This window comes from Arthrobacter vasquezii, assembly GCF_029455255.1.
Taxonomy (GTDB): Bacteria; Actinomycetota; Actinomycetes; order Actinomycetales; family Micrococcaceae; genus Arthrobacter_D; species Arthrobacter_D parietis.
Map to the genome: position 1 here is coordinate 47,754 of NZ_JAROKN010000005.1, position 15,119 is coordinate 62,872.

At 63.0% G+C, this 15,119-nt stretch carries 13 protein-coding genes; 6 read left to right on the plus strand and 7 right to left on the minus strand.

What is annotated here, in order from left to right; genetic code table 11:
- Window positions 1–9 precede the first annotated feature (9 nt).
- On the minus strand, window positions 10–1,971 hold the full coding sequence (locus P4U43_RS03780; protein WP_277357516.1) for an FG-GAP-like repeat-containing protein: 1,962 nt from the start codon (window positions 1,969–1,971) through the stop codon (window positions 10–12).
- 363 nt (window positions 1,972–2,334) lie between these two features.
- Window positions 2,335–4,227, minus strand: a complete 1,893-nt coding sequence (locus P4U43_RS03785) for an FAD-binding monooxygenase (protein ID WP_277357517.1) — start codon at window positions 4,225–4,227, stop codon at window positions 2,335–2,337.
- Window positions 4,228–4,467: 240 nt separating this feature from the next.
- Between P4U43_RS03785 and P4U43_RS03790 the strand changes: the two genes are divergently transcribed.
- The 6 genes from P4U43_RS03790 to P4U43_RS03815 are packed head-to-tail and all read left to right on the plus strand — an operon-like array spanning window position 4,468 to window position 10,937.
- Complete coding sequence (locus P4U43_RS03790; RefSeq protein WP_277357518.1) at window positions 4,468–5,970, plus strand: fumarylacetoacetate hydrolase family protein; 1,503 nt, start codon at window positions 4,468–4,470, stop codon at window positions 5,968–5,970.
- Window position 5,971: 1 nt separating this feature from the next.
- Window positions 5,972–6,670, plus strand: coding sequence for a GntR family transcriptional regulator (locus P4U43_RS03795; RefSeq protein ID WP_277357589.1), 699 nt, complete (start codon window positions 5,972–5,974; stop codon window positions 6,668–6,670).
- 24 nt (window positions 6,671–6,694) lie between these two features.
- The gene (gene hpaE, locus P4U43_RS03800; RefSeq protein ID WP_277357519.1) at window positions 6,695–8,230 is read left to right on the plus strand and encodes a 5-carboxymethyl-2-hydroxymuconate semialdehyde dehydrogenase; all 1,536 of its coding nucleotides are present in this window, start codon (window positions 6,695–6,697) and stop codon (window positions 8,228–8,230) included.
- Between the two features lie 36 nt (window positions 8,231–8,266).
- A complete protein-coding gene (gene hpaD, locus P4U43_RS03805) occupies window positions 8,267–9,358 on the plus strand; it encodes a 3,4-dihydroxyphenylacetate 2,3-dioxygenase (protein WP_056545274.1) in 1,092 nt (363 codons plus the stop codon).
- 2 nt (window positions 9,359–9,360) lie between these two features.
- A complete protein-coding gene (gene hpaH, locus P4U43_RS03810) occupies window positions 9,361–10,146 on the plus strand; it encodes a 2-oxo-hept-4-ene-1,7-dioate hydratase (protein WP_277357520.1) in 786 nt (261 codons plus the stop codon).
- Entirely contained in the window at window positions 10,131–10,937 is an 807-nt protein-coding gene (locus tag P4U43_RS03815) for an HpcH/HpaI aldolase family protein (protein WP_277357521.1), read from the plus strand. Before hpaH ends, P4U43_RS03815 begins: the two co-directional genes overlap by 16 nt.
- Here P4U43_RS03815 and P4U43_RS03820 read toward each other — a convergent pair.
- The 5 genes from P4U43_RS03820 to P4U43_RS03840 form a co-directional block, all read right to left on the minus strand.
- Window positions 10,931–11,509 carry a HutD/Ves family protein gene (locus P4U43_RS03820; RefSeq protein WP_277357522.1) on the minus strand — a complete coding sequence of 193 codons (579 nt, stop codon included), beginning with the start codon at window positions 11,507–11,509 and terminating at the stop codon, window positions 10,931–10,933. The genes P4U43_RS03815 and P4U43_RS03820 overlap by 7 nt on opposite strands.
- 63 nt (window positions 11,510–11,572) lie before the next feature.
- Entirely contained in the window at window positions 11,573–12,007 is a 435-nt protein-coding gene (locus tag P4U43_RS03825; RefSeq protein WP_277357523.1) for a DUF2269 family protein, read from the minus strand.
- A gap of 47 nt (window positions 12,008–12,054) precedes the next feature.
- On the minus strand, window positions 12,055–12,762 hold the full coding sequence (locus tag P4U43_RS03830) for an ABC transporter ATP-binding protein (protein WP_277357524.1): 708 nt from the start codon (window positions 12,760–12,762) through the stop codon (window positions 12,055–12,057).
- A gap of 49 nt (window positions 12,763–12,811) precedes the next feature.
- Complete coding sequence (locus P4U43_RS03835; RefSeq protein ID WP_277357525.1) at window positions 12,812–13,894, minus strand: ABC transporter permease; 1,083 nt, start codon at window positions 13,892–13,894, stop codon at window positions 12,812–12,814.
- A gap of 171 nt (window positions 13,895–14,065) precedes the next feature.
- Window positions 14,066–15,061, minus strand: a complete 996-nt coding sequence (locus P4U43_RS03840) for an acyl-CoA thioesterase (protein WP_277357526.1) — start codon at window positions 15,059–15,061, stop codon at window positions 14,066–14,068.
- Window positions 15,062–15,119: the final 58 nt, after the last annotated feature.

Below are 15,119 nucleotides of genomic sequence, written 5' to 3' on the forward strand. Positions count from 1 at the left end.
GTGGTCCGGTCAGAGGATTGTACTGAAAATGTTCCATCCGGAACCGACCTTGGAACGGGCCTTCCAGCCGCCGGCTCCGTTACCTGGATACAGCCAGAGCGCTCCGTCGGAGCTGCGCGCCATCACGTCGACATGCCCGTCTCCGTCGAAGTCACCGGGGACTAGGATGCTGGTGAATCCGTTCCACCCTGAACCGGCCTTCACACGAGTCTTCCACCCACCGGCTCCGTTGCCCGGGTAGAGCCAAAGGTATCCACTGGCGTCGCGTGCGAGGATGTCCACGTTGCCATCACCGCTGAAATCGCCCGGCCCGAGGATCGCAGTCATAGCGTTCCACCCGGTACCAACCTGCACCCGCGGAAGCCACCAGTGCCAGCCGTCACTGGGATAGAGATAGAGAGCGCCCTGCCGATCACGCGCCAGCACGTCAGCGTTGCCGTCACCATCGAAGTCTCCTGGTGCAATGATGCTGGTCATCGCATTCCAACCGGAGCCGACAGCGGCGGGCGGCTCCCAACCGCCTGCACCGTTTCCGGGATATACGTGCAGGCCGCCTTTGACATCCCGGCCGAGCACGTCCGCAAAGCCATCCCCATTGAAATCGCCGGGTGCAACGATGCTGGTGAGAACGTTCCAGCCGGAACCCACCTGCTTCCGGGGCTTCCATCCACCCAGTGGGTTTCCGGCATACAGCCACAGCCTTCCCGCGGAGTCACGCGCGAGCACGTCTGAATGGCCGTCGCCGGAAAACTCCTTCAGGGTGCCGGTAATGAAAGGTGTGGGCTTGGAAGATGTCGAGTATGGAAAGTATGCCGCCTTGGTGGCGGTTACTCTCACGGATATCGCGGCTCCGATGTCAACGCGCTGCAAGGTGTAGTCAGCGCTGATCGCCCCGGTGATGTCGGCCCCGTTACGCTGCCATTGGATCGAGAGAGTCGCTCCCGGCGTCCAGTCGCCAGTGATAGCCGAGAGGGTACTGCCGGCGCGAGGGGCTCCCGCGATGGTGGGAACGGGCGAGATAAATTCCCCGCGATGAATGCCTGTGTGAGCGGATGTCAGCGAGGTCGGCGGGAGACCTTCTTTGGTCGCAGTCACCGTGACGGTGAGGTACTTCATGTAGTCGGCAGCCGTCGTCGTAAATTTCTCTGCGGTGGCGCCGGCGATCGGGACGCCATTGCGGTTCCACTGATAAGTGAACGTTTCCGGTGCAGGGGACCATATCCCTGGTACGACGGTCAGTGTTTGATCAACCTTGGCAGTGCCCAGGATCGTCGGGACCGTTACCGAAAAGCCTTCCGGTTGCACTTGGCCCGTGCTGCTGGATTGCTGAACCGCGGTGACATATCCGGGTTTCGATCCCGTCACTCGGACACTGATGTTCGCGCCGATATCTGCTTCCACCGGAATGTAGGTAGATTCCGTCGCTCCCGGAATTTCTGCTCCGTTCCGCAACCACTGGTGAGCTCGTGTAACCGGTGCGGGCCCCCATTCCGGTCCAACCTCCGCAAGCGTGGAACCTACCTGCGGGATACCGGTGATTACGGGTCCCCGGTGGGTGAGCATTTGAGCGGGTCTTATCGGGCCAATCTGCTCAGTCGCGCGGGCAAGCAAGGTGCCGCTCTCGTCTCTGCCCGTGGCGAAGCCCTGAATAAATCTGTGCAAGTCCTCATCGGTCAGCGTGTAGCTGGCGCTGGCGGCGCCGTCTATGATGCGGCCGTCGCGTGTCCATGAGTAGGCGAGGTCGGCAGGGAGGGGGCTCCAGTCGCCCGGCTGTATGGTGAGCGTGGAATTCACTACGTGCCCGGCGTTCGATTCGAGCACCAGTGTCGGCGAGGTGAGGGCTTCCGACTCTAGGGTCCGGTGCGGGACGGCCGGCAGGAAATCAGCGTTAGCCGGGAGACTGAGAAGTTGGCTGGCGATCAGTGCCGCGACAACGGTGGCCGTAGCACGGACAAGACGGGGACGGCTCATTGGCTTCCTCGGAGTGAGACCCCCGGGAACTCCGGGCAGTGGGACGCCCGGTTGCTTCCCCCGCGCGTAGTGTATATCGGCTGGCATCAGTGAGGGAATAGTTCGACGACGAGCGCTCGGCCCGCATGCTCGAACCAACAGGTGCCGCGCAGGCCCCCGACTCACCTTAAGCTGGAACGCGTGATCAACGGGACAGTGCGCGCGCAGGTAGACAAAGCGTGGGTACCTCAAAATTTACATTCAGACCACGCGGTATAAGGAAGGCAATAACGTCGACCTGGAAACGATTCAGCCTTCGTCGACTTCGAGTTTCCCTACATGCACGAATATCTACTCAGTAGGTTGCAGCAGTAGCGACAACATTCAGCGCGGCACGCCCGCCCGCATTCCCGCAAAGAACTCGCCCAGCTCCGCCGTCGCCGTCAGAGGCAACACATTGGCCACGTACTGGTCGGGGCGGACAACGACGACGACGCCGCCACGGTCCAGCCCGCGCAACTCGAAGATGTCCTCCGCCTGGTCGGTGCCGAAGACCTTCTCCAGGTAGTTCAGCTTGAACGGCCCGACTTCAGGCTTGAAGACCGCTGGCACGGCGTTGATGTCGATGCTCTGGTGGTCCTGCTGATAGATCACCTTGACGTCAAACCACGCGTCGAGGTCGGCTCCCTCGGGTGTGGCAGCGAGCGGCGACTCCGGTGAGTTCGTCAGCCACTCGGCGAAGTTGGTTACCTTCGATGGATTGCCCGGCAGTGGCTCGTCCGCGAAGACGTAGATCCGCCAACGACCGTCAGCCGTTGCATGGTGGCCGAGGTGAAGCGGGTTGGTGTCGCACACCCGGACTACCGGTGCAGATTTGAAGCGCTTGCCCACGGGGAAGCCGGTTGCCAGTTCCTGATGTATTGCCTCGGCAACGATCATCGATGGCGAGTACTCCGTCATGAATCCGGCGGGGAACTCCATGGTTCGGACGTAGAAGTTCTCGAGTTCGGTGGGGTCCTCGAACTCTTCGGGCTTCTTCGCCATGAGCGAGGACCACTGCTTGTCGAAGTCGATGAGGTTCTTCGCAACCACCTGGCGTTCCGCCGAGTAGGTGGACAGCAGACTTTCCTTGCTCCGGCCTTCCAGCACATGGCCGAGCTTCCAGGCGATGTTGAAGCCGTCCTGCATGGAGACGTTCATGCCCTGGCCGGCTTTGGCGCTGTGTGTGTGGCAGGCGTCTCCGGTGATGAAGACGCGCGGGGTGCGGGTTCCAATGTCCTCCGGAAGGACGTCGTCGAACCTGTCCGTGAGTCGGTGGCCAACCTCGTAAACACTGTTCCAGGCGACGTTGCGGACATCGAGCGTGTAAGGGTGCAGGATTGCGTTGGCCTTCTCGATGACCTCCTCGATGGTGGTGCTGCGGATGTCACCCTTGGTGTGCGCGTCCACCTCACCGAGGTCCACGTACATGCGGAACAGATGGCCCCCTTCGCGCGGAATGAGCAGGATGCTTCCGCCCGTACCGGATTGGATGGCGCACTTGAGCCGGATGTCCGGGAAGTCGGTGACGGCGAGGACATCCATGACGCCCCATGCGTGGTTCGCCGCATCACCGGCGAGCGTGCACCCAATCGCCTGGCGGACTTTGCTGCGTGCTCCGTCCGCCCCGATCACGTACTTGGCGCGGACCGTGCGCTCCTGCCCTTCGCGGGGCCCGGCGGTGTGAAGCAGGGTGACGGTCACGGGGTACTCTCCGCCTTCATCGACCTCGAGGCTTTGGAAATCGAGTCCATAGTCCGGGGTCATGCGGGTAGGTGCGTTTGCCATGAACTCAGCAAAGTAGTCCAGCACCCGCGCCTGGTTGACGATGAGGTGTGGAAACTCGCTGATGCCCGTCGGGTCATCGAGCGGGCGAGCCGTTCGGATGATGCGTGAAGGATCCGCCGGATCCGGCTTCCAGAACGCCATCTCGGTGATCCGGTACGCCTCGGCGATGATGCGCTCGGCGAACCCAAAGGCCTGGAAAGTCTCAACGCTACGGGCCTGGATACCGTCCGCCTGCCCAATTGCGAGCCTCCCTGGGCGGCGCTCCACCAAACGCGTGGTGATATTCGCGAACTGTGACAACTGCGCAGCGGCAAGCATGCCGGCCGGACCGCTGCCGACAATCAGGACATCGACCTCCTCCGGCAACTCCTCGGGCCGATCTACGCCGACGCCGGCTGCCGCCTGGACACGTGGATCACCGGAGACGTAGCCATGATGATGGAAGTGCACGCGCTGTCCTCACTCACTTCTTTGTGAAACTTTTGGGGATGCCCGTCACCGTGTTCACTATCTGAACAGCTATTTCTATAATCGAATGACGGTGCCAAAACTGTACGACGAACATGATGCACAGCACAACCGTTCCGAACACGTGAACGGGGGTTGACGTGCCGCACTTCACAAGACAGAGTTATCGTATACGATTTCGTACATCGAAACATTGCCTGGATCTAATGAGGAGTACGCGGCATGACAACGGAGTCACAGACCACCGAAGCAAGCACCCAGCTCCTTGCCCGCACCCGCAAGGTCATCGCCGTCCACATCAACTACCCGAGCCGCGCCGCGCAGCGTGGGCGCACCCCCCAGAAGCCCTCCTACTTCCTCAAGCCGCCGTCGTCGCTCGCGGTGGGATCCTCCGAAGCGCCCGGTTCGGTCGAACGCCCGGCCGGCTGCGAACTGCTCGGTTATGAAGGGGAAATCGCCCTCATCATCGGCAAGCCGGCACGCCGGGTCGGCTTGGAGGACGCCTGGAGCCACGTGGAGTGGATCACCGCAAGCAATGACCTGGGCGTCTATGATCTCCGCTACGCAGACAAAGGCTCCAATCTCCGTTCCAAGGGCGGTGACGGATTCACCCCCGTCGGGCCGCAGCTCATCCCCGCGGGTGAGGTCGATCCCGCCGCAATGCGGGTGCGCACCTGGCACAACGGTGACCTGGTGCAGGATGACACCACCGAGGACCTCCTCTTCCCGTTTGCCCAGCTCGTTGCGGACCTCTCGCAGCTCCTCACTTTGGAGGAGGGCGACATAATCCTCACCGGCACGCCCGCCGGAGCGTCAGTCGCCCAGCCCGGTGACGTCGTCGAGATCGAGGTCACCGCCGGCAGCTACAGCAGCGGCAAGCTCACCACCCGAGTGGTGGAGGGAACCGCGCCGTTCGCGGACTTCGGCGCGCAGCCCAAGGCGGATGACGCCCAGCGTGAAGAGGCGTACGGATCACGCGAGGCCGCCGGTTTGGAACCGAGCAGGCAGGCACTGTCGCCGGAACTCAGGAAAAAACTCGAAAGCGTTGCCACCGCTACCCTGTCGTCCCAGCTGCGCAAGCGCGGTCTGAACAACGTCAGCATCGACGGTCTGCAGACCACGCGCCCGGACCGCCGGGTTGTGGGCCTGGCCCGCACTCTGCGTTTTGTGCCCAATCGTGAAGACCTCTTCAAAACCCATGGGGGCGGCTTCAATGCGCAGAAGCGCGCCATCGATTCAGTGAACGGCGGCGAGATCATCGTTATGGAGGCACGCGGCGAGAAGGGCACGGGAACAGTGGGTGACGTCCTGGCCCTGCGCGCCCAGGTACGCGGTGCGGCAGCCATCATCACGGACGGCGGCGTCCGGGACTTCTCGGCCGTCGCTGATCTTGATATGCCAACCTACTTCGCCAATCCCCACCCCGCGGTCTTAGGCCGCCGGCACATTCCGTGGGACACGGACATCACCATTGCATGCGGCGGAGCCACCGTGCAGCCCGGAGACATCATCGTGGCTGATTCCGACGGCATCATCGTAATCCCACCGGCCCTGGCCGAAGACCTCGTCGAGGACTGCATCCAGCAGGAAAAGGAAGAGACTTTCATCTTCGAGATGGTCAAGCAGGGCAACGGCGTTGACGGGCTTTTTCCGATGAACCCGGAGTGGAAAGCGAAATACCAGGAGTGGGCGGCCTCAGCTTCGGAAGGAGCATCAGGTGGTTGATATCGCCTTCGGGCCATCCGTCGTTGTACAGACCGCCGGTGACATCAAGCCCGGCAGCAAATCCGAGCAGGCATACATTTCAATCAAGGCTCGCATCGTCGAGGGGACCTTCTCCCCTGGATACCGGCTCGTATTGGCGAAGATCGCCGAGGACCTCGGCTTCAGCGTGGTGCCGGTGCGGGAAGCGATTCGGCGGCTGGAAGCCGAAGGGCTTGTGAAGTTCGAGCGCAACGTCGGCGCCACAGTCTCCGGGATCGACCCTACGGAGTACCTCTATACAATGCAGACGCTCAGCATTGTGGAGGGGGCGGCCACCGCGCTGTCCGCGCCGCTGATTGACTCCGCGGCGGTCGCGCGGGCGCGGGCCGTCAACAAGGAAATGCACGACTGCCTTGATCACTTCGACCCCGTGCGCTTCACAAGGCTCAACCAGGACTTTCACAGCGTTCTGTTTGAGCACTGCCCCAACCCGCACATCCTTGATCTGGTTCATCGGGGCTGGAATCGACTCGCAACGCTGCGGTCCTCAACGTTCCGGTTTGTCCCCGGACGCGCACGCGAATCGGTCAGCGAACACGAAGACCTGCTCCAACTCATCGAATCGGATGCCGACGCCGACACCATTGAACGCGCGGCGCGAAGACACCGCTCTGCCACTCTCGACGCTTACCTCGCGCAAGCGCCCGCCACCACCCAGTAGATTCCAGCAGTCAGGAAGAGAACAATGACGTCCACCGTTTCTGAGACCCATTACGTGCCGAAGGACCTGCCCACGCACATCCAGCACTACATCAACGGCAACTTCGTCGACTCACTCAGTGGCAAGACCTTCGATGTCCTGGACCCGGTATCCAACAAAAACTACGCGACCGCAGCGGCGGGCCAGAAGGAAGACATCGACCTCGCGGTTTCCGCCGCACGTGATGCGTTCCTCAACGGTCCCTGGCCGAAGATGAAGCCCCGCGAACGGGCCCGCGTCCTGAACAAAATCGCTGACGCCGTGGAAGCGCAGGAAGCCCGCCTCGCCGAGCTCGAGACCTTCGATACCGGCCTTCCGATCACCCAGGCCAAGGGCCAGGCGCTGCGGGCAGCCGAGAACTTCCGCTTCTTCGCCGACCTCATCGTGGCCCAGTTCGACGACGCCATGAAGGTTCCCGGATCCCAGATCAACTACGTCAACCGGAAACCCATCGGCGTTGCTGGCCTGATCACCCCGTGGAATACACCGTTCATGCTCGAATCCTGGAAGCTGGCCCCCGCGCTGGCGACCGGCAACACCGTGGTACTCAAGCCGGCTGAGTTCACGCCCCTTTCCGCCTCCCTCTGGGCGCAGATCTTCAAGGACGCGGGGCTCCCCGACGGGGTCTTCAACCTGGTCAATGGGCTCGGCGAGGAAGCGGGCGACGCCCTGGTCAAGCACCCAGATGTTCCGCTGATTTCCTTCACCGGCGAGACCACCACCGGGCAAACGATCTTCCGCAATGCCTCGGCCAACCTTAAGGGCCTGTCGATGGAGCTCGGCGGAAAGTCACCGTGCGTGGTTTTCGCCGACGCGGACCTCGACGCCGCCATTGACTCCGCGCTCTTCGGCGTCTTCTCCCTCAACGGCGAGCGCTGCACCGCCGGATCCCGCATCCTCGTGGAACGCGCCATCTACGACGATTTCTGCGAGAGGTACGCGGCGCGCGCGAAGACCATCGTCGTCGGAGATCCGCATGACCCGAAGACGCAGGTCGGCGCGTTGGTCCACCCCGACCACTACGAGAAGGTGGCCTCCTACGTGGAGATCGGCAAATCCGAGGGCCGGCTCCTTGCCGGCGGCGGTCGTCCGGAAAATCTGCCCGAAGGCAACTACATCGCTCCGACTGTCTTTGCCGACGTCGCGCCTGAAGCACGGATCTTTCAGGAGGAAATCTTCGGCCCGGTTGTAGCAATCACCCCCTTCGAGAACGACGACGAAGCGCTGGTCCTCGCGAACAACACGAAGTACGGTCTGGCCGCCTATATCTGGACCCAGAACCTCACCCGCGCGCACAACTTCGCCCAGAACGTGGAGGCCGGCATGGTCTGGCTCAACAGCCATAATGTCCGTGACCTCCGCACGCCGTTCGGCGGGGTGAAAGCCTCCGGCCTGGGCCATGAGGGCGGCTACCGCTCCATCGATTTCTACACCGACCAGCAAGCCGTACACATCACCCTTGGCGCCGTCCACACCCCGAAGTTCGGCAGCGTCGAAGACTCCGCCGCCAACGAGGGCTAGTAACTTTCCTGCACTGCTCGAAGAAGAGAGAACATCATGACCAACTTCGTTCCCACGCCCGCCGCCCCGGCTCCGGACATTGTCCGCTGTGCCTACATGGAGATCGTGGTCACCGACCTGGCCAGGTCGCGCGAGTTCTACGTTGACGTCCTCGGCCTGCACGTCACCGAGGAAGACGACAACACCATCTACCTGCGACCCCTCGAAGAGTTCATCCACCACAACCTCGTGCTGCGCAAGGGACCGATTGCCGCCGTGGCCGCCTTCGCCTACCGCGTGAAGTCCCCCGCTGAGGTGGACGCTGCGGAAACGTACTACAAGGAGTTGGGTTGCCGCACCGAACGCCGCAAGGAAGGCTTCACCAAGGGCATCGGTGATTCCGTCCGAGTCGAGGATCCGCTGGGCTTCCCCTACGAGTTCTTCTACGATGTGGAGCACGTGGAGCGCCTGACCCAGCGTTATGATCTCTACTCCGCAGGTGAGCTTGTCCGTCTGGACCACTTTAACCAGGTGACCCCGGACGTGCCCCGCGGCCGCAAGTACCTCGAGGACCTCGGCTTCCGCGTCTCCGAGGACATCAAGGATTCAGACGGTGTCACCTACGCCGCGTGGATGCACCGCAAGCAGACCGTCCATGACACGGCGCTGACAGGCGGCAACGGACCACGCATGCATCACGTTGCCTTCGCGACCCACGAGAAGCACAACATCATCCAGATCTGCGACAAGATGGGCGCGCTGCGCATCAGTGACCGGATTGAGCGCGGCCCCGGCCGGCACGGCGTGTCCAACGCGTTTTACCTGTACATCCTGGACCCGGACGGCCACCGCATCGAGATCTACACCCAGGACTACTACACCGGGGATCCCGACAATCCCACCATCACCTGGGACGTGCATGACAACCAGCGCCGCGACTGGTGGGGCAATCCGGTTGTGCCGTCCTGGTATACGGAAGCCTCCCTGGTCCTGGACCTTGACGGTAACCCCCAGCCAGTGGTTGAGCGTGAGGAGAAGAGCGAGATGGCGGTCACCGTTGGCGCCGACGGCTTCTCCTACACCCGGAAGCAGGACGACGACGGCGCGGACAGCCAGCCGCAGGGGTTCAAGCTCGGGGCGCAGCTGTAATCATGCTGGATCACGCAACAATCGAGGCCATCGCCGACGAACTGGTGGAAGCCGGCCGCAGCCGCACCCCGGTTCCCCTGCTGACCGCACGCTACCCGGACATGACGGTGGAGGATTCCTACGCTGTCCAGCAATTGTGGCGGCGCCGCAACGAGGAAGCCGGGCGCAAACTCGTAGGCCGCAAGATCGGTCTCACGTCCAAAGCGATGCAGGCCGCTACCGGGATCACAGAGCCCGACTACGGCGCCATCTTCGATGACATGGTGCTGGAGACCGGGTGCTCGGTGGAGTGGGACAAGTACACCCATCCACGTGTTGAGGTGGAACTCGCGTTCGTGCTGAAGGACGGGCTGAAGGGCCCCGGCTGCACCATTTTCGACGTGCTCAATGCAACGGACTATGTGGTTCCGGCCCTCGAGATCCTGGACTCCCGGATAGAGATGGAGGGCCGGACCATCGTGGACACCATCTCCGACAACGCCGCGATGGGCGCGATGGTGGTGGGCGGCCGTCCGGTGAAACCCGACGCCGTCGACCTTCGCTGGGTTTCCGCCATCCTCTATAAGAACCAGACGGTGGAGGAAACCGGCGTAGCAGCCGGCGTTCTGGACCATCCTGCCGCGGGCGTCCACTGGCTGGCGAACAAGATCGCCGCCCACGGAGACAGTCTGTTAGCCGGAGACATCATTCTCGCCGGCTCCTTCACCCGTCCGCTCTGGGTTCATAAGGGCGATACCGTGCACGCCGACTACGGGCCACTTGGAGCTGTGACATGCCACTTCCACTAACCACCACTTTCCGCGACGTGATGGCTACGGCCGAGCGTCCGCTCGCCGGCATGTGGGTTTGTTCCGGTAGCCCGCTGATCGCCGAGCTGTGCGCGGGAGCGGGCCTCGACTGGATCCTGATTGACGCCGAGCACAGCCCGAACAGCCTGGAGACAATCCTCGCCCAGCTCCAGGCCATCCACGGCTACCCGGTGCACACCATGGTGCGGCCACCCGTGAATGACACTGTCCTGATCAAGCAATACCTGGACCTCGGCGTGCAAAACCTACTCATCCCGATGGTTCATTCGGCGGCCGAGGCCGAGGCCGCTGTGGCTGCCACCCGGTACCCGCCGGAGGGTGTGCGCGGCGTTGGCTCGGCACTGGCGCGGGCGGCCCGCTGGAACCGCGTTCCCGATTACCTTGCCCGGGCCGGGGAAACGGTCAGCGTGGCGGTTCAAATCGAGTCCGCAGCAGCTGTTGAAGCTGTGGAGGACATCCTGGCGGTGGAGGGCGTCGACGCCATTTTCATGGGTCCCGCCGACCTCGCCGCTTCCATGGGGCTACTCGGCCAGCAGGAGCATCCGAAGGTGCGCGCCGCCGTCGAACGCTGTCTTGATGCGGCGAAGAAGGCCGGCAAGCCTGCCGGTGTGAACGCCTTCAATCCCGACACTGCTCGACACTACATGGACGCCGGCGCCGGTTTTATCCTGGTCGGCGCTGACGTTGCCCTGCTGGCAAGGGGATCTGAGGCCCTCGCTGCACAGTTTGTACCCGCTGCCGACGGCGATGAACGCACGGCGAGCTACTGACCATCCGGGCGACTCCCGCCTTCGCCTTCCCGGGTCCATAGCTCGATGACAGCAGCATGAGCGCCGCGCTCTCCCTCGATATCGAGGGTGAGCGTCGCGCCGGTGCCGTTCTCGATTCTCGCGAGCTCCTGCACGCCGAGTAGAAGTCCACTTCCCTGCGAGCATCTAAGTGCCGCCTGTCCTACAGCAGCAAAGATGAGGATCGTCGGCGCGTCCGTGACCAGGTGCTGCGCATTCGACAATTCGATCCAGGTGAGCCGGGAGCCTATGCGGCCCTTCCGGTAAATCAGGTTGAAGTCGCGAATAGGGCCACCAACCAGCGCGCATTCAGTCCTGCCGGCGCCGTCGAACGTGAAGGCTTCGAAGGGACCCAGCGCTTCACTTGGCTGACCATCCACCGTCAGGTGCATCCCGGCACCTTCAAGCACCGTGATGACTCGCCAATAATCCGGAAAGGAGGAGAACGGCCCGTCGGTGGCGATGTCGGCTATGGAGAGCCGCCAGTCGTACCCTTCCACCGGGCCGGAGCGCGCCACCTCAGTAGTGAAGCCGGCGCCATTTTTCCACGGCATCCGAACATAGCTTCCCGCCGTATAGTGACGCATCGCTCAACCCTATCGGCTGACCGCTATCGGTCAGGGCTTCCACACCATGAGGACAACAGTGGCAAGGAGCAGGAGCGCGACCGTACCTGATCCGGCGGCAACCGCCGGGTAGGTGGCGCCGCGACCACCGTTCACGCTCATGGTGTGAGCTGCTTTCCGCAGACCGGGAACAACGAGGACAAGATTCAGCGCGAAGGCGATGACGTAGAGGATCAGTGACGCCATCACCCACGGGGTGGTGACGGAGAGGTCGTACTGCGGGTCCGCCATTCCCAGCACCCCGAAGCCGAAAAAGGCCACGGCTAGAGACAGGTAGGTGAAGAGCGCAGTCGATTTCGCGAGCGTCGTCACCTGGCTGGCCGCCCCAGTGCGGATGGTGCGCAGAGCGGTCATCGGGAGTATGGCCATCGGACCAATGATGAAAACGGCCGTAGCGACGTGGAGGATGTTCAGGATGGTGTCCATGGTGCTTCTTTGTCCTGTAAGTAGTGGCTGAGATGAGGTTGTCGAACTTAGGCCGCGATGAGCCGGGAATCGGTGAGGCGGCCGTCACGCATGCTGGCAACGGCGTCGGTGAGGGGCACGAACTCGGTGTCGTGAGTGACCATGACAGTGGCCACATTGAATTCACGCGTGATGCGGCACAGCAGCCGCACGATGGACTCCGAGCGCTCATTGTCCAGCGCTGCGGTAGGTTCATCGACGAGCAGCACTGTCGGCTGGCCCATCAGGGCGCGGGCTATGTTGACCCGCTGGCGTTGCCCTCCGGAGAGCTGGTGGGGGCGCCGTCCGCCGGAATCGGAGAGGCCAACGACGTCGAGCATCTCCATGGCGCGGGAGGTAGCGCGTTTGCCGGCGTTTCCACGGAGGTGCTCTCCGATCACCAACTGTTCGACGGCGGTCAGCGAGGGAAGCAGGTTCGGTTGCTGGAAGATGATGCCGATGTTTTCGCGGCGCAGCGTGGTTCGATCCTTGTCATCCAGGGCCGTAACGTCAGTCCCGTCGATGGTGATCAACCCGCTGGTCGGCCGGATCAAAGTTGCTGCCACGGCCAGGAGGCTGGACTTTCCTGAGCCGGATGGACCGACCAGCGATGTGACGGTTCCTGCCTCGGCGGTCAGGTTCACGCTGTCGAGCGCTTTGAGCGTTCCGTTCTCGCCGTCTGGGTATTCAAGGGTGACGCCCTGCATGGTGAGGGCCGGGCTGGGGGTGGTGTTCATGGCATGTCCTTCACTGAACTGATGAGTGGTATCAGCCGGTGCCGGCTGGTTAGTTTCCGCCGAGCGCGATCAGCGGGTCGACCTTGGTCACCCGGCGCACGGCCAGCGCGGATCCGGCCAGTCCGAGCACGATGACGCCGGTGATGGGCAATACCGTTGTGGCTGCGGTGGTGAGGAAGGGCGCGGCCTGCGCGGCAAATAGTCCACCGATGACGCCGAGCCCACCGCCGAGCGCTGCACCCGCGAGCAGCACGAGGGCGGCTTGCGTCATGGCGTCCTTCAGCACATAGCCGTTAGAGCCGCCGAGCGCCTTGAGCACGGCGATGTCCCTGGTCCGCTGGACCGTCCACACCGTGAGGAAAGCAACGATCACGAGCGCGGAGATCCCATAGAGGAACCCTTGCATCATCGTCAGCGAGCCATTCTCCGAGGAGAACGCACCCAGTGCGGAGAAGCTGCCTGTCTTTGTCATACTGACCGTGTCTGCGGCGGCGTCAATCGCCGCGAGCGGAGTCGCCTGGGAAGCATCGTCGTCGTAATTTGCTGTGATCACAGTGCCGACGACGTCCGGATCCGACACGTGGGCAAGGTCCTGCCAGTCCGCAAGAGTGGTCCAGACCACGGGAGTATGGCTGTACCACTGGTCTTCGATGATCCCGGTGACGGTCAGCTCAGTGCCGCTGATGGCTGCCGTGTCGCCGACGGCAATATCGAGATCTTCGGCAACCTGTGCGCTGATGACTGCCTCGCCGCGCTCCAAGCCCGCGGGCGCGAGCTCTCCCTCGGGATCGGCAGCGAAAACTGCCACGTTGGCGGTCCCGCCGGACTCCAGCCGGGTCTGCGTGATGCCAAGCGGTTCTGCATGGCTCACTCCGTCAGCCTGCACCCATGCGTTCACCTGCTCGGAGGTGACCTGTGATTCGGTGTAGGAAGCCTTGGGTTCGTTACCGGACGGGGCGCCGAACGCGATGGTCGTAGCGTTCAGCTGCTCAATGCCCGACGTCGACTGGTTGGCCAGCCCCGCCGTGAGACCGGAGAGCATCACCAGCAACAGGCTGATCAGCGCCACCACCGATCCCATCAGGGCGAACCTGCCCTTGGCAAAGCGGATATCCCGCAGAGCTAGATACATCCCGTATCACTTCTTCCGATCTGGTTTCGAGTTGCAGTTTCGGCATTTGTTGCCTCTTCAACTCTCGGCCAGTTCGGGTGTGCTTACATCGGGAGGCCGGTTGATACGCGGCTTGTCCGTCGGTTGATGTGCAGATCAACCGAATGGTTGATGCCTGCCCGATCGGCAGCGCTATCCGGACAGGTGGCTCGGAAGGCTGCTTCCCGGTGCTCGGCCCCGGATTTCGAGCAGTTCACGGGCGTGCGCAGCGAGTCGCTTGTCCTCGTCCGAGACCGGAATCCATTGCGGAACGGGGACGGCGGTGCCCGTCTCATCCCTGGCCACCATTACCGTGAGGCAGTAGGTGGTCAGCTGCATGTCCCGTCCCGTGGGTTTGCCGGACCGGACGTGCACCGCAATGTGCATGCCCTTGTTTCCCGTGTACACGAGGCGTGCTTCCACCTCGACCAGGTCTCCAATCAACAGCGGCCGGTAGAATCGCACGCCGCCGGAGAAGACCGCCACCGTGTCCTGGCCGCAGTAGCGCGTGGCGCAGACGTAGGCCGCTTCGTCGATCCAGTCCATGACGGTTCCGCCGTGAACCTTGCCGCCCCAGTTCACGTCCGTCGGCGCCGCAAGGAAGCGCAGCGTGACGCGTTCGGCGGTTCCGGCGCCGGTATATTGCTGCCCGCTCATGGCGGCAACGATCGAATCCCGTACTTCTATCCGGGCAACCGCCTGGTCACGAAGCTCTGTTTCCGCAGCTGTTACGGGCACGAACTGTGGCACTGGTACAGGCTTGCCGTCCGGTCCCACGGCAACAAAAATCACGAGGCACTGGCTGCGCATCGTTGCCGCGCCGCCCTTGACCTCACCCGAGGAGACGACGGTCCGGATGTGCAGCGAGGACCTCCCGGTGTAGACGATTGTTGCTTCGACCTCGACCATGTCACCGATGTTCACCGGGTCCGCGAAGTGGATGTTCCCCACGTACGCCGTCACGCAGTAGCTCTTGGCCCAGCCGACGGCCGCGGCATAGGCCGCTTTGTCCACCCACTCCAGCACAGTGCCTGCGTCCACGGAGCCGCTGTGCCCGAGGTCCGTCGGTGCGGCCAGGAACCGCAGCGTCACTGAATGCGGGTTGGGGCGGGCGGTCGCGTCGACGCGTCCTTGCGTCTCGTTGTCCATGGTTGTTCACGCTAGCTGAACCCGGAACTTTTGCGCATTTATGGCGACTTCACGACGC